The 20195-nt window shown below is 43.9% G+C and carries 21 protein-coding genes and 1 rRNA gene; 20 read left to right on the forward strand and 2 right to left on the reverse strand.

Features of this window, described 5'->3' with window-relative positions; all coding sequences use genetic code 11:
* Window positions 1–36: 36 nt before the first annotated feature.
* The 6 genes from yyaC to J2Z69_RS17345 all read left to right on the forward strand — a co-directional run bounded on the left by yyaC (window position 37) and on the right by J2Z69_RS17345 (window position 6783).
* A complete protein-coding gene (yyaC, locus tag J2Z69_RS17320) occupies window positions 37–573 on the forward strand; it encodes a spore protease YyaC (protein ID WP_209865573.1) in 537 nt (178 codons plus the stop codon).
* Window positions 574–657: 84 nt separating this feature from the next.
* Entirely contained in the window at window positions 658–1458 is an 801-nt protein-coding gene (locus tag J2Z69_RS17325) for an alpha/beta fold hydrolase (RefSeq protein WP_209865575.1), read from the forward strand.
* Between the two features lie 230 nt (window positions 1459–1688).
* Window positions 1689–2348, forward strand: coding sequence for a DUF6483 family protein (locus J2Z69_RS17330; protein ID WP_209865578.1), 660 nt, complete (start codon window positions 1689–1691; stop codon window positions 2346–2348).
* A 28-nt stretch (window positions 2349–2376) separates the two neighbouring features.
* On the forward strand, window positions 2377–3171 hold the full coding sequence (locus tag J2Z69_RS17335) for a PhzF family phenazine biosynthesis protein (RefSeq protein WP_342591615.1): 795 nt from the start codon (window positions 2377–2379) through the stop codon (window positions 3169–3171).
* A gap of 27 nt (window positions 3172–3198) precedes the next feature.
* Window positions 3199–4365 carry a class I SAM-dependent methyltransferase gene (locus J2Z69_RS17340; protein ID WP_209865582.1) on the forward strand — a complete coding sequence of 389 codons (1167 nt, stop codon included), beginning with the start codon at window positions 3199–3201 and terminating at the stop codon, window positions 4363–4365.
* Window positions 4366–4584: 219 nt separating this feature from the next.
* Window positions 4585–6783 carry an O-antigen ligase family protein gene (locus tag J2Z69_RS17345; RefSeq protein WP_209865585.1) on the forward strand — a complete coding sequence of 733 codons (2199 nt, stop codon included), beginning with the start codon at window positions 4585–4587 and terminating at the stop codon, window positions 6781–6783.
* On the opposite strand, the gene J2Z69_RS17350 is transcribed toward J2Z69_RS17345, so the two are convergent.
* Complete coding sequence (locus tag J2Z69_RS17350; RefSeq protein ID WP_209865588.1) at window positions 6721–7068, reverse strand: dehydrogenase; 348 nt, start codon at window positions 7066–7068, stop codon at window positions 6721–6723. The two genes, J2Z69_RS17345 and J2Z69_RS17350, sit on opposite strands and share 63 nt — an antisense overlap.
* Window positions 7069–7169: 101 nt before the next feature.
* Here J2Z69_RS17350 and uptA point away from each other — a divergent pair, with 101 nt between their 5' ends.
* The 12 genes from uptA to J2Z69_RS17410 all read left to right on the forward strand — a co-directional run bounded on the left by uptA (window position 7170) and on the right by J2Z69_RS17410 (window position 18157).
* A complete protein-coding gene (gene uptA, locus J2Z69_RS17355; RefSeq protein WP_209865592.1) occupies window positions 7170–7787 on the forward strand; it encodes an undecaprenyl phosphate transporter UptA in 618 nt (205 codons plus the stop codon).
* A 1-nt stretch (window position 7788) separates the two neighbouring features.
* Window positions 7789–8355: a thioredoxin family protein gene (locus tag J2Z69_RS17360; RefSeq protein WP_209865596.1), complete on the forward strand. Its 567-nt coding sequence runs from the start codon at window positions 7789–7791 to the stop codon at window positions 8353–8355.
* Window positions 8356–8985 (forward strand): MBL fold metallo-hydrolase, encoded by a 630-nt coding sequence (locus J2Z69_RS17365; RefSeq protein WP_209865599.1) that lies wholly within the window; start codon window positions 8356–8358, stop codon window positions 8983–8985.
* A 20-nt stretch (window positions 8986–9005) separates the two neighbouring features.
* Complete coding sequence (locus J2Z69_RS17370; RefSeq protein WP_209865602.1) at window positions 9006–9401, forward strand: hypothetical protein; 396 nt, start codon at window positions 9006–9008, stop codon at window positions 9399–9401.
* Between the two features lie 145 nt (window positions 9402–9546).
* Window positions 9547–9930 carry an ATPase gene (locus tag J2Z69_RS17375; RefSeq protein ID WP_209865605.1) on the forward strand — a complete coding sequence of 128 codons (384 nt, stop codon included), beginning with the start codon at window positions 9547–9549 and terminating at the stop codon, window positions 9928–9930.
* Window positions 9931–10085: 155 nt separating this feature from the next.
* The gene (gene gatC, locus J2Z69_RS17380) at window positions 10086–10373 is read left to right on the forward strand and encodes an Asp-tRNA(Asn)/Glu-tRNA(Gln) amidotransferase subunit GatC (RefSeq protein WP_209865608.1); all 288 of its coding nucleotides are present in this window, start codon (window positions 10086–10088) and stop codon (window positions 10371–10373) included.
* A gap of 26 nt (window positions 10374–10399) precedes the next feature.
* Window positions 10400–11854 carry an Asp-tRNA(Asn)/Glu-tRNA(Gln) amidotransferase subunit GatA gene (gatA, locus tag J2Z69_RS17385; protein ID WP_209865645.1) on the forward strand — a complete coding sequence of 485 codons (1455 nt, stop codon included), beginning with the start codon at window positions 10400–10402 and terminating at the stop codon, window positions 11852–11854.
* A gap of 37 nt (window positions 11855–11891) precedes the next feature.
* A complete protein-coding gene (gene gatB, locus J2Z69_RS17390; RefSeq protein ID WP_209865610.1) occupies window positions 11892–13331 on the forward strand; it encodes an Asp-tRNA(Asn)/Glu-tRNA(Gln) amidotransferase subunit GatB in 1440 nt (479 codons plus the stop codon).
* Window positions 13332–13335: 4 nt separating this feature from the next.
* Window positions 13336–13797, forward strand: coding sequence for a GNAT family N-acetyltransferase (locus J2Z69_RS17395; protein WP_209865613.1), 462 nt, complete (start codon window positions 13336–13338; stop codon window positions 13795–13797).
* A 135-nt stretch (window positions 13798–13932) separates the two neighbouring features.
* Window positions 13933–15747, forward strand: coding sequence for a DUF4097 family beta strand repeat-containing protein (locus J2Z69_RS17400; RefSeq protein WP_209865615.1), 1815 nt, complete (start codon window positions 13933–13935; stop codon window positions 15745–15747).
* Window positions 15748–15865: 118 nt separating this feature from the next.
* Window positions 15866–16288: a Fur family transcriptional regulator gene (locus tag J2Z69_RS17405; RefSeq protein WP_209865618.1), complete on the forward strand. Its 423-nt coding sequence runs from the start codon at window positions 15866–15868 to the stop codon at window positions 16286–16288.
* 102 nt (window positions 16289–16390) lie between these two features.
* Window positions 16391–18157, forward strand: a complete 1767-nt coding sequence (locus J2Z69_RS17410) for a glycosyl hydrolase family 18 protein (protein ID WP_245339432.1) — start codon at window positions 16391–16393, stop codon at window positions 18155–18157.
* Window positions 18158–18224: 67 nt separating this feature from the next.
* On the opposite strand, the gene J2Z69_RS17415 is transcribed toward J2Z69_RS17410, so the two are convergent.
* Complete coding sequence (locus J2Z69_RS17415) at window positions 18225–18620, reverse strand: DUF2614 family zinc ribbon-containing protein (RefSeq protein ID WP_209865621.1); 396 nt, start codon at window positions 18618–18620, stop codon at window positions 18225–18227.
* A 435-nt stretch (window positions 18621–19055) separates the two neighbouring features.
* Here J2Z69_RS17415 and J2Z69_RS17420 point away from each other — a divergent pair, with 435 nt between their 5' ends.
* Complete coding sequence (locus J2Z69_RS17420) at window positions 19056–19643, forward strand: hypothetical protein (protein WP_209865624.1); 588 nt, start codon at window positions 19056–19058, stop codon at window positions 19641–19643.
* 385 nt (window positions 19644–20028) lie between these two features.
* Window positions 20029–20195, forward strand: a 16S ribosomal RNA gene (locus tag J2Z69_RS17425); the annotation flags it as partial.

Raw genomic sequence — 20195 nt, forward strand, 5'->3', positions numbered from 1 at the left:
AGAAAGCAGTATTCTTTTGAAGGAGCAGAGCAATGCATGAAATCCAGTAGACAGCGAACACATTCCTCTGATCGAGTTGGAGCTAGAATAACAGATCATGAGGGACTTGAACAATTTTTCAGTGGGATAGCAAGCGCCTATTTTCGCTCAGAAATCTTATTCTTATGTATTGGAACGGATAAGTCGACGGGGGATGCCTGGGCGCCTTGGGTAGGAAGCAGACTAACCGAATTAAGTGATTTCGAAGTGATAGGAACATTAGAACATCCATGTGATGCCGACAATCTGCAAGCCTATATGGAAGACATTCATTCGGAGAAAAAACTTATTGTTTTGGATGCTGCTCTAGGTAAGGTAGACACGGTAGGTATGTATTCTGTAGCCGAAGGGCCCCTAGTACCAGGGCAGTCAGTAGGTGGGAAATTCAAGCCAATAGGTCACTATAGTATAGCTGGAATTGTAAATGTATTTGGACCTCGACCGTATTCTACGCTGCAAATGACATCACTATATAAAGTTAAGGGGATGGTTGAAGAAGTAGTCCATGCCATTAGTCAGGCATTTAAATTATAGACTTTAAGTTTCAGAAGGTGCAGTTTAGCTTAATAATAGGAATATTGATTAACCCATACATACGAGCGAAAGAAGGAATATACAATGGAAAAGGCTACAGTGAATGGATCAACCATTGCTTACGATGATCGTGGCGAAGGTGAAGTTGTCGTATTAGTCCACGGCTTCTGTGGAAGTTCAAGCTATTTTGATAAAATTGTACCTCTTCTATCTAAACAATATCGAGTCATTACTCCAGATCTTCGAGGACATGGTTCATCCGATGCACCTCTTGGGGCATATACGATCGAGCAATTAGCGGATGATGTGACAGGTCTGATGGAATCCATCGGGGTGGAGAAGTATACCTTACTAGGCCATTCCTTGGGTGGGTATGTGACCCTTTCTGTAGCGCAGCGTTATGCTTCCAGTTTGAATGGGTTTGGACTTCTACACTCTACGGCCTATCCAGATAGTGAAGAAGCTAAAGAAAAACGCTTGAAAGCGGTATCCACCATTCAGTCTGAAGGAATTACTACATTTATTGAGAATTTGGTGCCAGCGCTATTCGCTCCGGATCATGTTGAACAGCTAACAGAAGATGTGATTCGCGTAAAAGAAATTGGATATAAAACTCCACCACAGGGTGCTTCCGGCGCGGCAATGGCAATGCGTGAACGTCCAGATCGTAGAGATGTTTTGTCATCAAGTACGTTGCCTATCCTGCTCGTGGCTGGGGAAAAGGATGGCGTAATTCCTGCAGAAAAAACGTTCACTACAGAAGGACCTAAAGTAACTCAAGAAACGATTGCTGGAGTAGGCCATATGAGTATGTATGAAGCTCCTGAGCAATTGGCAAATATAATATTAGAATTCTTAGGCAAGATTCATTCTACACAAGCTTAAGCACAATTTTTACTGAAAAATAAAATAAAGCGGTCCATTTATAACTACAACATCAACCGGAGATTCCTATGGAATCTCCGGTTTTTCTGTTCATTCTTGTGAAGTCATGAAGTCATGCAGTGGAAAAGCCGTCTTAAATGGGGTAGGATCTTGGTATATCTTATAGTTCGGAGCGAAAGACGTCGTATCGGAGGTCAGGACTTTGTCCTAAGAGAGGCGGTAGGAAATTCATGTTGAGAAGAGATTATCTCCTTAGAATGATTGAAGAAATGACAGAATCTATTGGAGTAGCTTTGGGACTCAGACAAGAAAAGAAGCGGATTGAGGCGCTTTGGGAATTGGATGAACAATATAAAAAGCATTTTAGACTAGATGCTCAAATGATGCATGCTCTATCCGTTAAGGATCTCATAGAATTGTTCCGATTTGCCGGTGAAATACAGACGGATAAGCTTCAAAGTGCAGCAAGATTAATGATGGAAGAAAGTAAGATTTACTTGGATGATGGTAAGACTCGTGAAGGCGTGCTGCGCGCGATCAAAGCACTGCATTTATTTCTTTTTGCTTATGTACATGGAGCTGATTCCGAGCTGTGGCACTTACATGATTGTGTAGCCGAACTAAAGCGTATGTTAGAAGACTATACCCTCCCTGTAGAGACGCAGAAGCTTATCCTGATGTATGAAGAAAAAAGAGGACAATACGATCAGTCTGAGAATGCCTTGTATCGATTGCTTGAACAGCAGGCTATTTCACCGCTTGAAGTTTTGCAGTATTATGAGCGCTGGCTGACAGTGAGTTCGGAGGTTCTTGAACAAGGCGGATTGCCTTTGCATGAGGTGAGGGAAGGCATCGAACGGATGAAGGCAAGAAGGGATAAAATAGGATGAGGACAGCTCGGATGGAGGGATGATTACGATGGAGTTATATATAGTAGATGCGTTTACGGATCTTCCATTCAAGGGGAATCCAGCTGCGGTATGCATGGCGGACCAGGAATTAGATACGAAACGGATGCAGGAGATTGCGATGGAGATGAATCTTTCGGAGACCGCATTTCTATTTCCAGAAGGGAAGGGATACCGTTTAAGATGGTTTACGCCGAAAATCGAGATCAAGCTGTGTGGTCATGCTACCCTAGCAAGTAGTCATATTTTATGGGAGACTGGACGGCTCCCAACGAATCAAAGCGCACATTTTTATACGTTAAGTGGAGAATTGGTGGCGAGGCGAGAGCAGGATAGAATAATATTGAATTTTCCTGCATATACCGTGCTGCCTATCCCACCTGTAGATGGACTCTATGAAGCTTTAGGTATCGAACATACCGATGTCGAATATCTAGGGGGCTATGGAGATGATGTTCTGGTCGTGTTGAATTCAGATGATACGGTTAAGACCATGTCACCCCATTTTGAGAAGCTGACCTCTGTCAATAAAAGAGGAGTTTCCGTAACGGCTCAATCTACAGATCAGCCTTATGACATTGTATCGCGGTTTTTTGCTCCACGAGTAGGTGTACCTGAAGATCCCGTTACAGGGTCTGCCCATTGTGGTCTAGCTCCATACTGGCTGGGGAGACTCGGTAAAGATAGCTTAACTGCGTATCAAGCATCAACACGAGGTGGAGTATTGTATCTGTCCATGGAAGGAGACCGGATTCTTCTGGGTGGACAGGCAGTGACTATACTACAAGGAACACTGAATATATAGATTATAGAAAAGTGAGTGGTTAACATCATGGAAGAACTGCGTAAATGTATTCATGCAATCCTAGAGGCAGGATCTCTAATCTCGGGAACGCTTAGTCAGCGGCGGCGTGCAGGAGAGACGGAATATGCCAAAGTTCAGATCAAACCGATAGAAATCAAGAACGTTTTGCACTATCAGCTCGCTTACCACTATGACACCAAAGTGATGCATGAGAATGTACCTGTAACTGAGTTAGAAGAAAAGATGATGGAATTATTTCAAGAAACGTTCCGTCAAGGTCTCCTCTGTACAATTGGAGCAGATATTCAAATATTAATTAGTAAAAAACATAAAGTGTCTATTCTCAGCCATGCACCCAGCAAAAAAGCAGCGGTGTTATCTCATAATCGTCAGAAGAACTATATTTTAGAGGATGGACAGCCCGTAGCCTTCTTGGTTGAACTGGGAATTATGAATGTAGAGGGAAAAGTGCTTGCTAAGAAGTATGATAAGTTTCGTCAGATCAACCGATTTCTTGAAATGGTTCAAGATGTCGTACGTCATTTGCCAGTAGGAAGACCCATCACAATCGTAGACTTCGGTTGCGGTAAATCGTATCTCACATTTGCGTTATATCATTACTTGGCAATACAGCAGGAGCGAAAGCTTCAGGTGATAGGTCTAGATCTGAAGAAAGATGTCATTGAGCATTGCAGCGCGCTCGCCCTTAAGCTTGGTTATGCAGATCTTACTTTCCTCGTTGGGGACATAGCGGATTATGATGCTTTATCTTCTGTGGACATGGTGGTTACCCTTCATGCGTGCGATACAGCGACGGATGCTGCCTTAGAAAAAGCCATACGCTGGGATGCTTCTGTAATTTTATCTGTGCCTTGTTGTCAGCATGAAATGTTCACACAAGTGGAGAATACCGTATTAAGCCCACTATTGTCTCATGGTATTTTGAAGGAACGATTTTCTGCACTGGCTACAGATGCCATTCGGGCTAAACTGCTGGACATTATGGGGTACAAAACACAGCTTCTTGAATTTATTGATATGGAGCATACCCCGAAGAACATTTTGATCCGTGCTGTGAAAGGATCTGCTGGAGACAAGAATGAATTATGGCGGGAGTATATGGTATTCCGTGATTTCCTACAAGCCCGTCCCTATCTGGAGCAGGCCTGTCAAGATCTGCTGCCTAGATCATAAAGAGTTCACTTATTTGAAGAGCTTAACTTGTATTTCAAGAGCTCCATCTGTATCTCAAGAACTCCATTTTCAAGAGCTCAACAGTATCAGACTTCAAGTTTCACAGTATTAGCATTATAGTATAGGTTTGCTTCCCACTAATGAGGTCAACACTTGAAATAAGTGTTGGCCTTTTTATGTTGTGCATCTGGAGTGAACGTCAGAGGAAGGATGAAGCATATGACGAAGTGGCTGAGATTAGTGTCCGCAGGAGCATTCTCGATGTTACTGATTACGGGAATGTGTGTGCATTCTGGATTTTATGAGGGAAGGGGCATGTATCCTTATATGGCATCGGCCTTAGCTATTTCTGGCTGTGCTTATTTTTGGGGAGCCCTTCCTCTTCGTGACGGCGTAGTGGAAGATCGAAGAAAAAATCTCTGGGGGTATGTCGTCTGTGTTCCTCCTTTTCTTATTGCTTTCCTTTACGGAGTACATCTATTGATGACACCTAGATCCATGCAAGGAACGTTAGATGAAGCCTTAAGATGGGTCTATTATGGTTTGCTAGCTGCTTCACTAACCGCTTCATTAATGTATAGAACGTCTCGAGCTTTGCTTCGTGCCGGATTACTAGCCATAGGTGTAGCAGGTTCGGTCGCGGGACTAGCCGCAATTATGGGTCTGGTTCCGATGCCTTATGCGGTTCTGCGCACAGCTAGCGCTGAACTTGCAGCATCGGGCGCCCGGCTTGCGGGCCTGCTGCAGTACCCGAATACGCTCGGCGCCGTATTCGGCGCCCTGCTGCTCACGCGCCTTGCCGTGCTCGCGCGCTTTCCGGCGGCTACGCCACCGCTGCGCCTTGCGCTTGCGGCCCTGCCCGCGCTCTGCTGCTCCGTCTGCCTACTGCTGACGGAGTCGCGTGGCGCGCTGCTGTGCACCGCTGCCGGCTGGGCCGCAGCGCTCGCGCTGGCCGGGCGCGGCGTCCGCCTGCGGCTGCTGCTGCAGAGCGCAGCTAGCGCCGCGGCGGCGCTTGCGCTCTACGGCCAGCTGGCCGCAGCGCGCCTTGCGCCCGCGCCGCTGCCGGCGCTGCTCGCGCTGGGCGCCGCCGCAAGCGTAGCTGCGCTGCTGGCGCCATGGGCGCATCGCGCAGCGAGCGCGCCCGTGCGGCGCGGCGCCTGCGCTGGCGCGGTGTTTGCCGCCTGCTACGCATGGGCGGCGTGGGGGCTTGCCCCGCGCATAGCTGGCGGGGCGGGGTCTGTGCTTGTCCGTGTGGGGACAAGCACGTGGTCTGCGCGCGGGCTGATGTACCGCGACGCGTGGACCCTATTCCGCGAGGCCCCGTGGTGGGGCCAAGGCGGGCAAGTCTGGCGCAGCGCCTACCGCAGCATCCAAAGCCAGCCTTATGTAGGCTCGCTCATGCACAGCGGATATATGGACATTCTCCTCAATCTCGGAGTCATCGGTCTGCTGGTTATGTTCTTATGGCTGGGTCTCATTATATGGCAATTAATTCGCCTACGTAGCCTGTGGCTAGCACCCTTTTTGGTATTGGTTCTCCACGCGACAATAGATTTTGATATGCATTATGGGTTAATCTGGCTTTTGCTCATCGCATTCGCATCACTTGGATTATGTACTCCTTCAGATGTACAGCCCATACCATTTCCAAGAGCGTTACATAACAGCAGAGGGAGCAAATTCTTCCTTCGCGAATGGACATCTCTACCTAGATCGAATGGATTTAAGATGGGACGGCGAGCAGGATCATCCATAGCTGCGATGGTAATGATTTTACTTAGCAGCCTATGTCTACGATTCACTGGAGCAGAGCAATTATCCCATCAAGCTGTACAAGCTTTTCAGCAAGGCAACATGGAAAAGGGGAGACTCCTTATATTTCGTTCTGCGGAGCTTGCACCATGGCGCGAACCCATTCAGCTTGTCGCTAGCCATTTTATGCCGATAGAAAAAGCAGAGGAACAGGTACGAACGGCTTTATCTGCAGAACCAGGTAGTCCAGAATTGTGGTGGGAGCTTGGTGACCTGTTAGCTGGGAAGACGTCAGCACTAGCCATACCTGCATGGATTCAGGCTTCAGAACTCGACCAGTTTAATACAGCGAAGCAAAATTTCATTATAAAAGCGCTGTATGATCGTACCCTCCAACTTGCGCAGGAGGGCAAAGATAGTGAATCTAGATTGGCAGCTAAGTTAGGAGCAGCTCGTTTTGAGCAATATCGTGTACTCGCTAAGCAGATGACAGGCCCTGGAGTACGTAACGACCGCAATTTTCACTTAACCGCAGAAGCCAATCGTTTATCCCACAGGTTTGTACATGCAATTGTATCAGGTAGGCTTAATTCCTCTGTCGCTTTAGGAGCCAAAAGCATGCCGGAAAGCATCAGACAACCGTTCCCGGTCGACCTCCCACAGTGAGGCGATTTCTGGACTTACCTGCTCATCCCACCAATCGGATAACGCCTTACGGTTACTGCTGTTCTCATGAATCCACAGCAAATTTCCGATAACTTTGCGGTAATAAAGATCCTCCGCTTCTTCTATTTTGTTCTCGGGGATATACACCTTTAACTTCTTCACAGTTCGATATAATTCCTTACTACAGCCGCGTCTTATTTTACGGGGGGAAGGCAGCGAAGACTTATGTTTATCAGAGAAATGGGGCACTCTCTCAACTCCTCTCGTGATACCATATGCGGCCATACTCTTCCCGGATACCCGGGGCTTTGGAGAAAGTAGAATGCATGTCCTCGCCTATGATAGAATAGACTGCAAATAGAACAAGCAGAGAGAGAGGATTGAGTGTGCACATACTTTCGGACATTATCGAACAGATATTTGAACTTATACGAGGGTTAGGATATCTCGGCATCGTTCTTGGATTAGCCATTGAAGTTATACCTAGTGAAATCGTATTGGCTTATGGAGGTTTTCTTGTATACCAAGGAGATCTCAATTTCTACGGAGCGGTCTTTTTCGGTACCGTAGGTGCCCTGATCCAGCAATTGATTCTGTATTATATCGGAAGGTGGGGCGGTCGCCCGTTTTTGGATAAGTTCGGCAAATACATTAAAATTACCCCCCATCATATGGACATCGCTCAGAACTGGTTCAACAAATATGGATCAGGAATCGTGTTTACAGCCCGATTCGTTCCCGTCATGCGTCAAGTTATTTCCATCCCCGCAGGTATAGCCAAAATGTCCGTATTGCGTTTTTCTACATTGACGATATTAGCTTCAATCCCATGGTCCTTCCTGTTTGTGTATTTAGGCAAAATTCTCGGAACCAAGTGGGATACTATTCATGAAGCAGCAGCCCCTTATGTTACTCCTTTCATTTTAGTGGCGATTGCTGTATTAATTGTGTATCTTTTAATCAAATGGTATAGCTCCAAAAATAAAAAGCGGGAGGCAAAATAACATGGCTCAGAATAATGTAAGTCATAAATTTAGAACGGGCATCACCCCTGAACAGTTCATGAAGGGCATGCATCATAATAAGGATGAATTTCAGTCCTGGTATGACCAGTTCGTATGGACAGAGGAAGAACGTGAATTTTTTGAGAGTTTGAATTTTCGAGACGATATTCGGGTTCTGATTCTAGCTGCGGATTGGTGCGGTGATGTTGTGCGTAACATTCCTGTAGTATTCCATGCGCTAGAAGTCTCAGGCTTCCCCGTGGAAGTGCTGATTCTTGAAGAGAATTTTGATCTGATGGATGAGTTTCTTACGATGGGAGGTCGTTCGGTACCGATTGTCATTTTTGCAGATACAGGAGGGCATGTCATGGGCCAGTGGGGTCCTCGACCTACTAAGGTGCAAGAAGTGATGGTGCAGTTCAAACAAGACAATCCCGACCGCGAAGCAGCAGATTATCAAGATCATTTAATGGAAGCTCGCAAAGAAATTTTAGCCCGCTATGGAGAAGGAACTGAGTATCACCACGTGATTTTGAGCGAACTGCGTGAACTCATTTCAGGGTTGTAGATGATGCTGAATATTGAATCCTTTTCCCTAGGACCTCTGCAGACCAATGCTTACCTGATTAAAGGTGAAGATGAAGGCAAAGCCATTATTATTGATCCCGGTATGAATCCGGCTGCACTTGTCCGCCGGATCAAAGATATAGAGGTTGAAGCCATTCTATTAACCCACGCGCATTTTGATCATATGGGTGGGGTAGAGGAACTTCGTACAGCTAAGAATTGTCCTGTATATTTACATCCTCTAGAAGCTGATTGGTTAACTTCACCCAAACTGAATGGTTCTTTGAATTGGTCTCAGGTCACGGGTCCCTTATCTACATCACCCGCAGAGTATGATCTGGCGGAAGGGCAGAAGCTGAAGTTGATCGGGCATGAATTCAAAGTTTTCCATACACCAGGACACTCTCCAGGAAGCGTAAGTTTTCTGTGTGGTACCCATTTGTTCTCTGGCGATGTGTTATTCAAAATGGGTGTAGGTCGTACTGATCTTGCAGGGGGACGTGAAAGAGATCTATATGATTCGATCCAAGGTACATTATTCCGCATGTCGGATGAGACTATTGTGTATCCAGGTCACGGTCCTAGAACGCAGATTGGATATGAGAAGATGCATAATCCCTACATGGCTTAGTTGACAAAAAACGCTTTCATTTGGCGGAAATCAAAGAAAAGGCTAGACAAATGATAGATGCTAGGTTAGAGTGTACATTAATAAAAGAAATGTTATTAACTACGCGAAGCACGCAAGCTGTGGAATTTATCCCGGTTTGCGTTCTTTTTTTGCCCTTTTTTAAGGAAATAGTAGAGCAGATATATATATTAGGAGGAATATCATTGAAAAAGGGTCTTGAATTGTCTTTGAATACTACCCCATACCCCAGTTTACATATAGATGATCCTAGTGCAGAGATGATATTTAATAATGAAGATAATAGGGAGGTTAGTTCTGGTTCAAGCATGATAGCATGGCGGCATATTAAGAGTTCCTTAACTGGAATTTCTCAGCCTTGGTACATTCGTTTACAAGAGCATCGTAATCCTTCATAATGCTATAGGCACATAAAGTTTAATTTGAACATTGTGGGAAATCTATCATCTTAAGCGACATCATTCTTCCTTTTTCGTGGACATTCCTATCGTTTTTTAGTAGGATAATAAAATAAATATGAACATCAGATCAGGGAGGTAGACGATGCTACGTTTAGGAGAGAAAATTGTTATCGTCGCGGATGCCTTTGAGCAGAATCTTCCTGTTGGAGGATACGGCTACATTATTGCTTATGACCGTAATCCGGACAATGCGTTCGATTATGTTGTCCGTTCCCCGAAGACCAACCGTAATTATTTCGTTCCTTCGAGCGATATTGAATTAGAAGTGAATCTGATTCAGCAAGAGGTTGAACGGGTTGAACGTGAAGCATTAATAGATTTCGCGCTGGCCACACATAATGAAAAGCTGTTCTTCCAAGTGATGAACGGTGAAGTGGACACAGCAGAAGAGCCGGAAGAAGCGACACAAGAGAGCATTTCACAGGCTGAATTTATCAAACAGGTGAATTTAAGAGCCTGGATTTAATGGAAGGGACCGGCAGAATGCTGGTCCTTTTTTGTTGTAACTGTAGCCCTTATATAGAGGGTCCGATTATTGTGTTATCGACATTTCTACCCTATAATTAGTAACGTTATCTTCAAGCTCGGCCGATCAGAACTTAGAAGGAGGGAACGATTCACATGAGTATTACAACCAAAGATGTAGAGCATGTGGCGAAGCTAGCTAGACTTGATTTAACCCAAGAGGAGAAAGAAGTCTTTACAGAGCAGCTTAGTGCCATTTTAAAATATGCAGAGAAGCTGAATGAACTAGATACAGAAGGTGTCGAAGCAACTACACACGTTCTTCATCTTAGCAATGTCATGAGAGAAGATGTGACGCACGAAAGTCTGCCAGCAGAGAAGGTATTCCTTAATGCACCCGATGAGGAAGATGGACAATTTAAAGTACCTGCAGTTTTAGAATAATAAAGGTCTGAAGGGAGGAACGAATGATGTCATTATTTGATTTGCGTTTGCAAGAGTTACATAACAAGCTTCATAAGCGGGAGTTATCGGTGACTGATTTAGTAGGGGAAGCTTTTACGGCTATTGAGAAGAAGGATAGTCAGATTCAAGCTTATCTCACACTCGATGAAGCAGGAGCACGTGCTGTGGCTGCTCGTCTAGATGATAAGCTGTTAACTAATGAACCTAAGGGTCTTCTATTTGGGCTGCCCGTTGGAATTAAGGATAATTTGGTAACGGAAGGTCTTAGAACAACATGTGCAAGCCAATTCTTATCCAACTATGACCCGATCTACGATGCTACTGCTGTAACCAAGCTGAAGCAGGCAGATACGGTGACGATCGGTAAACTGAATATGGATGAATTCGCTATGGGGGGATCCAATGAGAACTCCAGCTTTCAGAAGACGCGTAACCCTTGGAATCTAAGCCGAGTGCCGGGTGGTTCTAGTGGAGGTTCCGCAGCAGCTGTAGCCGCTGGAGAAGCTTACTTCACATTAGGTTCGGATACGGGTGGTTCTATTCGTCAGCCAGCATCTTATTGTGGTGTGGTTGGACTCAAACCTACTTACGGCCGTGTATCTCGTTATGGTCTAGTGGCGTTTGCATCTTCATTGGATCAGATTGGCCCCGTTACCAAAAACGTAGAAGATGCGGCTTATGTCCTTCAAGCCATTGCAGGATATGATCCTAAAGACTCCACCTCAGCAAATGTAGAAGTCTCTGATTATTTAAGTGCTTTAACAGGGGATATCCAAGGGCTGCGTATTGGAGTGCCTAAGCAATATTTAGAAGGCCTTGAAGCGAGCGTGAAAGCCTGTGTTCTTGAAGCTCTTCGTGTTCTCGAAGGACTGGGAGCAGTATGGGAGGAAGTATCGCTTCCTCATACAGAATATGCAGTCGCGGCCTATTACTTACTAGCTTCTTCTGAAGCTTCTTCTAATCTCTCCAGATTTGATGGCGTAAGATACGGTGTACGTGCCGACCATGCGGGTAGTTTGTTGGATTTATACCATGCTTCGCGTAGCCAAGGTTTTGGACCGGAAGTCAAGCGCCGTATTATGTTAGGTACCTATGCGCTAAGTTCAGGTTACTACGATGCTTATTATTTGAAAGCTCAAAAAGTTCGTACCTTGATCAAACGTGACTTCGATGAAGTATTTGAGAAATACGATGTCATTGTTGGGCCCACAGCACCGACAACTGCGTTTGAGCTGGGTTCACAAGTGAATGATCCTTTAACGATGTATATGAATGATATTCTCACGATTCCGGTGAGCTTAGCAGGTGTCCCTGCACTTAGTGTACCTTGTGGTTTTGCAGACGGCCTTCCTGTAGGTCTTCAAATTATCGGAAAAGCTTTTGATGAGAGCACGATTTTGCGCACGGCTCATGCTTATGAGGCTCATACAGACCATCACAAACAACGTCCGATTTTATAAATTGGCTACTATTCAGTAAGGATTGAGGAGGGATTCCATGTCAACATCGAAATACGAAACGGTCATTGGATTGGAAGTGCACGTTGAACTGCATACAAAGTCCAAAATCTTCTGCGGATGCCCCACATCTTTTGGCGCACCGCCGAACTCTCATACCTGCCCGGTATGTCTTGGACATCCAGGTGTTCTCCCTGTGCTTAATCGCCAGGCAGTAGATTATGCTATGAAAGCAGCTATGGCGCTTAACTGTGAAATTGGAGACGTCAGTAAATTCGATCGTAAAAACTATTTTTATCCCGATTCACCTAAGGCTTATCAAATTTCTCAAGCGGATCAACCGATTGGCCTGAATGGATATATCGATATTGAGGTAAATGGTGTAACTAAGCGAATTGGGATTACCCGTTTGCATTTGGAAGAAGACGCGGGCAAGCTCACCCATATCGATGGTGGATATGCTTCTTTGGTCGATTTTAACCGTGTGGGTACACCGCTAGTAGAGATCGTATCGGAGCCTGAGATTTCATCACCCGAAGAAGCTAGAGCCTATCTTGAGAAAATACGTGCGATCATGCAGTACTGTGACGTGTCTGACGTTAAGATGGAGGAAGGATCTCTACGCTGTGATGCGAATATCAGTCTTCGTCCTCATGGACAGCAAGAGCTTGGAACCAAAGCCGAACTTAAGAATATGAACTCCTTCCGCGGTGTGCAGCGGGGGCTGGAATACGAGCAGTTCCGTCAGTCCGAAGCTTTGGAAGATGGTGAGCTTATTGTGCAAGAGACGCGCCGGTGGGATGAGTCCCAAGGTAAAACATTCTCTATGCGTAGCAAAGAACAAGCTCATGATTATCGCTATTTTCCGGACCCAGATCTTGTAGAATTGCGCATTGACCAGGTTTGGAAGGATCGGATTCGTGCATCTATTCCTGAGCTTCCTGATGCCAGACAAGCCCGGTACACTCAAGATTATGATTTAACTAGCTACGAGTCAGGGGTTATTACATCTTCCAAGCCGTTAGCGGATTTGTTTGAATCCAGCTTGCAGTTTACTCAGGATGCCAAGTCCGTAGTGAACTGGATGATGGGTGAATTACTTGGACATTTGAATAGCACAGGTCAAGAACTTTCTGAAGTGAAGTTAACAGGACAGAACTTAGGCGAAATGATTGGGTTGATTGAAAAAGGTACGATTAGCAACAAGATTGCTAAGACCGTATTCAAAGAAATGCTCTTACATGGCAAACGTCCTCAAGATATTGTTGAAGAACAAGGTCTTGTACAGATTAGTGACGAAGGAGCTATTCTTGCGATCGTGACAGAAGTAGTAGCTGACAATCCAGCTTCTGTAGAAGACTACCGTGCAGGCAAGGATAAGGCCATCGGTTTCCTAGTTGGTCAAGTCATGAAACGTAGTAAAGGTAAAGCAAACCCAGGACTAGCAAATAAGCTACTGACTGAACTTCTTAACTCTTAATTCCATGATCCGTAGACTAGAACTTTCAGATCCGGACATGGTAGAGCAGATTTGGCATCTGCAGCATGCGGCTTATCGGTTGGAAGCAGCTGCAATCGGATTACGTCACACTCCAGAACTACCGGATACCTTTGAGTCTATAGCTGCCTCTACCGATTTATTCTTTGGCTGGATCACGGATGAGAACGAAGTAAGAGCAGCTATTACGATAGGTCAAGATGATCCCAAGGTCATAGCCATTCATCGGTTGATGATTCATCCTGAACATCTAAGGCAGGGATTTGGAAAAGCAATGGTCAGGTATATTATTCAGGCTTATCCAAATGCCAACTGTTTCGTAGTCTACGCAGGTGTACGCAATGCACCAGCGATTCGTCTATATGAATCGTTAGGATTTGTAGCTAAGGAGACATATAAAGCCGCTCTAGGAATTGAATTGATTCGAATGTCTCGTCAGAATGAGTGAACAGGATTACTTGTATTCGAACCTCCCTTTAGGGAGGTTTTTTGTTATTGTCCAGTCGATCCCAAGTTACATCGGATACAAAGATCGGGTATGATTTAGGTAGAGAGACTTATATTAGGAGAGGAGTCTGCAACTATGTCTTCGAGTCAACACCCTGAACAGAGAGAGAATCCAAAGATACTAGGGAATTTAGAACCCACTTCAGGCTATTTGCCCCGTAGACGCAAGCGTAAGGCTATTGCCGTATTGCTAGCTGCGGTTTTGCCCGGTTTAGGTCATTTGTATTTAAAAATGATTCGGAGAGGGATTTTGTTCATATATGTACTGATCATTTTAATTTCGACCATTTTATATTTCTCTTCTGTACGTGTGGGGATTAATGTACCTTTGCTTATTTTTCTCGGTTTAATCATTCCATGCATTTATTTCTACAGTTTGTATGATGTGCTTCAATCTACGGATCATGTGAACAAGAGAGGTATGATTCCTCAGCACAGTGAACGAATTCCCAAAGTGATAAAGGATATTGGATTTGGAATGCTCCTTATTTTAGGCGGTCTAATTGTATTTACATTACACCAGAAGCCACTTTGGCTCACTGTATTTATACAGAGCAGCGCTGGAAATATAGCGGCCACTTTAATTATAGCCTTGGGGATTACACAATTCGTTCGAGAAATTTACCGGAAGCAGCTTCGTATGGGCAGGTTTACAGCTAGTTCTGTAATGATAAGTACCGGTGTATTAGCTATCTTAGATAAGGCATTCCATCAAGATGAGATGTTGTTGATGTTGAATTGGTGGCCTCTCGCTTTAGTGTCGCTGGGTCTAGAATATTTGGTCTTACTTTTGTGGAAAAGAGTTAGACGCAAGGGAACTAGTCGTAGATTAAGACTGGACATTGGGGGAGTAGTTCTCTCAGCTGCACTTGCTTTTTCTTTTTTTGCTATCACACAGCAGGACCATTATCTTCACCTATGGAACCGTGTCAGCCTAGATCTCACAGCAGCGGGTTCCGAATTCAGTGATCAAAAAGGATATACGTCGGGACTTAAGGATGTAGAGATCCCTGTGACCTCAGATATGAAGGAGATTCGTTTGGATGGAGTGAACGGGAGAATAGGGATTATCAAAGCAGATGTTCCCTCTATACGGATTAAATCTGTACTTTGGGTGGATCAACTTAAGGTTGAGGATGCATATAAAATTGCTAAAGATATAGGAATTGAAGTAGAAGAGGGTAAGACGACCTCAATTAGTGTGAAGGATCGGACTTATGGTGCTTCAGGTAAACGTCATCCACGAGTTAATTTGACCATTCTCATTCCAGAGAATACTAAATTTGATTTCAATTTAAGCACAACCAATGGGGGGATCTCTCTTGTTAATATTCAAGCGGATGCGAAGATTACATTACAGACCGGAAGCGGTAATATTTATTTGCGTAATGTAATCGGGGATGTCTCTGCAAAAACGCTAAATGGACGCGTTGAATTAGATGGAGTAACCGGTGAAGTTCATGCTGAAACTTTAGGAGGAAGGATGTCTGCAAGGGATATTTTCGGTCCAATTACCCTAGATACGATGATTGGGGACATTTCGGTGAATCATGCGGATGACGATATTAAGGTTAGTACAAGAAACGGAAATATAGTAGTGAATTCTGCGTATTATAAACTTCAGGCAGAATCCCTAAATGGACAGATTGAAGTGCGTTCTCCTATTGTAGGTGGGGATTGGTCCATCTATAGTGCGGTAGGGGATATTAAAATGGCTATTCCAGAGTCAGGTAACTACACGATACAAGGCTCAAGTGGATATGGCAGTATTGTGACGGATTTACCTTTTGTCATGAAGAATAAGTCACTTCAAGGTGAGCTAGGTTTGGGCAAATACAAGGTGAACGTAGAGGGAAACAGCGATATGAAGATAGTTAAATATATCGAATAACATTTGCATTCTATACTCAGGTACTTGACCTTGCGTTGACAAATGAAAGAAGCGAACCTTACAATAAAAACATAAATATTTTATATTTCTATAACTGCAAGATTAGGTGGTGATGCTTATGACTACGCGTGTCCAGGATGCATTAGCCCAACTCAAGATTAATGGTGTTCGCATTACACCGCAGCGTCATGCCATCTTGAGCTACCTTATGGACTCTATGGGACATCCCACAGCGGATGAGATTTACCGAGCGCTTGAGCCGAATTTTCCAAGTATGAGTGTAGCAACTGTTTATAATAACCTGAAAGTTTTTCTAGAAGCAGGTATGGTTCGTGAACTTACCTACGGGGATAATTCCAGTCGGTTTGATGCGGACATTTCGGACCATTATCACGTAATATGCCAATCCTGCGGGACGATCAAAGACTTTGCCTGCGAATCTTTGACAGAGATCGAACGAAAAGCTGAGGAAAGTACTAGCTTCAAGGTATTCGGCCACCGCATGGAATTTTACGGCATTTGTAATCATTGTCAGGGGTAGTAGTGCCATGTTCAGCTTTTAAGCGTGCGGAATTCCATAAGGAGATCCGTACGCTTTTATTTTATTATGTAAAAAAAGTATGAAGTTTGGAGGTACTCTTTTTTGAGACACTCGCAGCATTATAGATACAACCTTAGGCCTAAACGTAGAAAATCTAGACTTAAATTATTTTGCATTGTTGCCTTTACTGCTACGATCCTTATTGCAGGGGTCTTTGCTTGGCTGCCTAGTACAAGACACATCACTCCGACTTGGAGAACGATAAAGCACCCCATTTTTATTCATGGAGAACTGATGAAATACGAAGCTAAGGGAGAAGGTAAAAGTTTGAAGTTACCTTTACCTGTAATACGGGACTATATCGATCCATCTATAATATATGAGGAACCGTCAAACTCAGTAATTATGACTACCCGCCGTGATCTAGTGCAGTTAACGATGGACCATACGAAGGCCAAGCGGAATAATAAATCATTCAATTTAGACACGGCTCCTACTACAATAGATGAAATTCAGTATATACCTGTTTCGCTATTAGAAGAATTATACGGGATAGAGGTCCGAATAAGTACAACGACCGGAGCCTTATTGGTAATGAAAGCAGGAGAGGAGATTCAGGCTGCTACATTAATTGCTGAGGACTCTAATGCTGGCGCTAATTCAAAACCAAGCTCAAAGGATAGCAAGGCAAAGGTTCCACTACGAGAAAGAGAGAGCATACATTCGCCTATAGTAGAAGATGTGGATTCTGACACCACACTACGAATCTTGAGTTCGAAGGGGGACTGGTCTTATGTCCAGAGTCCAGCAGGCTACATAGGATATATTCCGAAGAAGAACTTATCCGTAATACAAGCCAAGAGAATACCTAATCTAGCGAAGCTTTCTGATCCAGCAATGGAGAAATGGGCAGGAAAGAAAATAAATATGACTTGGGAAGCTGTGTATCAATCTCCCATAAAGCCTACACAAGTGGGTACCCTTCCAGGTGTGAACGTGGTTAGTCCTACATGGTTCCAATTGAAGGATGGTGAGGGGAATGTGCAGAGTAAAGCCGACCTTGAATATGTAACTTGGGCGCACAAGCAAGGGATGCAGGTATGGGGACTATATAGCAATGGGTTTAATCCAGATTGGACAACGACCGCACTATCTTCATTTGAGCATAGACTGCATTCAATTACTCAGCTCATTCAGCAGGCCAAGCTCTACAAGCTGGATGGGCTAAACTTGGACTTTGAGAATGTATATACCAAAGATAAAGATAACGTCACTCAATTCGTAAGGGAACTCATGCCGATGGCAAAAGCTGAGGGATTGATTATTTCTATGGATGTCACACCGAAATCTAATAGTGAGATGTGGTCTAAATTTCTAGATAGAGGGCCTCTTGGACAATCGCTAGATTACATGATTGTTATGGCCTATGATGAACATTGGGCAGCGAGTCCTATTGCAGGATCGGTGGCTTCTCTACCTTGGGTGAAGACGGTGACGGAGCGTATTTTAACACAAGATCATGTACCCGCAGATAAGTTGATATTAGGGATACCTCTGTATGCAAGGATATGGAGCGAGACGACTAAGGACGGCAAGACTAATATGAGTTCCAAAGCTGTAGGGATGAATAAAACACAAGAGATTATAAAGAAATATGCTCTTCACCCAACTATAGATCATCAATCTGGACAAAATTATGTGGAGTACACCGAGGATGGAGCATTAAAAAAGATATGGCTTGAAGATGCGTTATCATTAAAGAGTAGAGTTGCTTTAGCCAAAGATCTAAAGTTAGCTGGAGTTGCTAGCTGGACAAGGGCACTTGCTTCCACAGAAGCATGGGACGCACTTGCAGAAATTATTCAATAATTCATATCAAAAAGACGGATGTGCTCATGGCACTCCGTCTTTTTATTTTATGGCACCTCGTCTTCATTTACATCGGCTTAGACTGTGAACCGCTTGAGCTATGTTGTTGCGCAAGTTCCAGTTCATCTGCTGTGATATTGGCTTTAGAAGCATCCATAGTTAGAATCGTCTTACAGAACATACACCGATCTGTTTTACCTAGCATCTTAGTCATTTTGTGACACTCAGGGCAATCTACTTGAACAGCGGAGGTCGACATCATTCCTGCCCAGAAGTAGATCCCCATACTGCCTAACATACTGAACAACCCTATGACAAGTCCGATCCCTGCAATGATTTTTCCGGCTTGTCCTCCTAAGAAAACGACACCAGCGGTTCCTAGGATCATGAGCCCCATTCCAATCATGGTGAGGAGTAGTCCCCATAAGCGGAATTCATTAATTTTGCTTGATTTTAACAACATGCGATACAGCCTCAATTCCGTGTAGTTTCTTATTGACATAAATCAGAAGAAGGAAACTTAAATGGCGTGTAGAACTATATTATATCGAATTGATGTTAGCTCGCCAAGGCTAGAGATTAGCAGAAATTAACTTATTTTCACTTCTGATTGAGGAAGAGGCAATAACGAGATTGGTATTTGGCTTTTAGTTATTCTTCAGCGTAGCCTTTGATTTATTTTGAAATGATATCTAATTTTTACTACTGCAAAGATCAATCCATAATTTGTCTATATGAAAATGAGAAGTAATAAGATCACGAATTCAGATATTTTATGGTTAGATGCAAGTGTGTTGAACGAAGAAAATCTTTTTATATTGGTTAACACCACAATCGTGTGAGAATTCATAGCACTCAGTAATGGAATCATTACATACTCCGTGTTGGGCACGAATAATTGATTAAAGATGATCAAGGGAGGCTGGTTCAACTGCGGTCACATGTTATAGATATTGAGCAGACGATAAGAGAGCAGAAAAAGTTTAGCGAGTTCTCTATGTTTCTTCGGCGCTATGTAGAAGCTAAGCGATTCAGTCAAGAAAGCCAGTTCCTTGATGGGTTTCGGAGTGTGCTTGAGGCCTTGCATCATTTTGCTAGAATCGAATTAATTGAACAAGGAATTTATCCAGAACATGAAGTGTGGGAACAAGCTCGTCATCATAATTCTGTCGTTCATAAATTATTCGAAGAACTAACCACTAGCATGGAGACAATTGAGCAGAGGTTACAGCTTGCTTTACTAGCCTGTGAATTTTCGGTAATGTCTAAAATGGAAGATTGCTGTGTATTTCTGATTCGTATATTATTAAGTCGGCGCGAACCATGGAGTATTCAAGAATTAATACGGCATCCAGAGTTAATTCATGTACATGAGGAACTCCCAATGGTTATGCGTAAGCTAGTTCATCGTTCACTTGTTCAAGAGACCCTAAGTGTTCATCCGTGGAGTAATTCTTCCCTACGTGAAATCCGATATTGGGTGTAATAAAAGAAGAAAAAACAAATTTACTGAAATCAGTTGACTAGATAGTTATTTATATGATAAATTATAACTCGTTCGCTAAAAAGCGATTGAAACGTGTTACAAATTAACAAGCTGGCTAGCAGATAAATGAAATAAAAAAATGCTTGACTGCTTGCTTAGTAACATGGTATATTATAAAAGTCGCCGCTTGAGACAAGCTGGTGAGCAAGAAAGAGAAATTGATCTTTGAAAACTGAACAACGAGTGAGTAAAACACATGAACGAGAGACGACTTTGGTCGGATCGACATTCATTTTAAGAGAAGTAATTCTCGTCAGTTTCAAAATGAGCAACTCAAACACCTGATTAAAAGATCTTCTCTTCTGGGAGAAGAGTATTTTAATCCTTAATGGAGAGTTTGATCCTGGCTCAGGACGAACGCTGGCGGCATGCCTAATACATGCAAGTCGAGCGGAGCTTAATTCGAAGCTTGCTTCGAATTAAGTTTAGCGGCGGACGGGTGAGTAACACGTAGGCAACCTGCCTGTAAGACTGGGATAACTACCGGAAACG

Origin of the sequence: Paenibacillus shirakamiensis, assembly GCF_017874255.1 — a bacterium.
Classification (GTDB): domain Bacteria; phylum Bacillota; class Bacilli; order Paenibacillales; family Paenibacillaceae; genus Fontibacillus; species Fontibacillus shirakamiensis.

What these genes read in the sequence shown, in the direction of transcription:
- J2Z69_RS17395 (WP_209865613.1), top strand. Translation starts at nt 13,336, where the DNA reads ATGATCCGTAGACTAGAACTTTCAGATCCGGACATGGTAGAGCAGATT.
- yyaC (WP_209865573.1), top strand. Translation starts at nt 37, where the DNA reads ATGAAATCCAGTAGACAGCGAACACATTCCTCTGATCGAGTTGGAGCT.
- J2Z69_RS17375 (WP_209865605.1), top strand. Translation starts at nt 9,547, where the DNA reads ATGCTACGTTTAGGAGAGAAAATTGTTATCGTCGCGGATGCCTTTGAG.
- J2Z69_RS17400 (WP_209865615.1), top strand. Translation starts at nt 13,933, where the DNA reads ATGTCTTCGAGTCAACACCCTGAACAGAGAGAGAATCCAAAGATACTA.
- J2Z69_RS17340 (WP_209865582.1), top strand. Translation starts at nt 3,199, where the DNA reads ATGGAAGAACTGCGTAAATGTATTCATGCAATCCTAGAGGCAGGATCT.
- J2Z69_RS17350 (WP_209865588.1), bottom strand. Translation starts at nt 7,068, where the DNA reads ATGGCCGCATATGGTATCACGAGAGGAGTTGAGAGAGTGCCCCATTTC.
- gatB (WP_209865610.1), top strand. Translation starts at nt 11,892, where the DNA reads ATGTCAACATCGAAATACGAAACGGTCATTGGATTGGAAGTGCACGTT.
- J2Z69_RS17330 (WP_209865578.1), top strand. Translation starts at nt 1,689, where the DNA reads ATGTTGAGAAGAGATTATCTCCTTAGAATGATTGAAGAAATGACAGAA.
- J2Z69_RS17325 (WP_209865575.1), top strand. Translation starts at nt 658, where the DNA reads ATGGAAAAGGCTACAGTGAATGGATCAACCATTGCTTACGATGATCGT.
- gatA (WP_209865645.1), top strand. Translation starts at nt 10,400, where the DNA reads ATGTCATTATTTGATTTGCGTTTGCAAGAGTTACATAACAAGCTTCAT.
- J2Z69_RS17345 (WP_209865585.1), top strand. Translation starts at nt 4,585, where the DNA reads ATGACGAAGTGGCTGAGATTAGTGTCCGCAGGAGCATTCTCGATGTTA.
- J2Z69_RS17405 (WP_209865618.1), top strand. Translation starts at nt 15,866, where the DNA reads ATGACTACGCGTGTCCAGGATGCATTAGCCCAACTCAAGATTAATGGT.
- J2Z69_RS17335 (WP_342591615.1), top strand. Translation starts at nt 2,377, where the DNA reads ATGGAGTTATATATAGTAGATGCGTTTACGGATCTTCCATTCAAGGGG.
- gatC (WP_209865608.1), top strand. Translation starts at nt 10,086, where the DNA reads ATGAGTATTACAACCAAAGATGTAGAGCATGTGGCGAAGCTAGCTAGA.
- J2Z69_RS17360 (WP_209865596.1), top strand. Translation starts at nt 7,789, where the DNA reads ATGGCTCAGAATAATGTAAGTCATAAATTTAGAACGGGCATCACCCCT.
- J2Z69_RS17415 (WP_209865621.1), bottom strand. Translation starts at nt 18,620, where the DNA reads ATGTTGTTAAAATCAAGCAAAATTAATGAATTCCGCTTATGGGGACTA.
- J2Z69_RS17365 (WP_209865599.1), top strand. Translation starts at nt 8,356, where the DNA reads ATGATGCTGAATATTGAATCCTTTTCCCTAGGACCTCTGCAGACCAAT.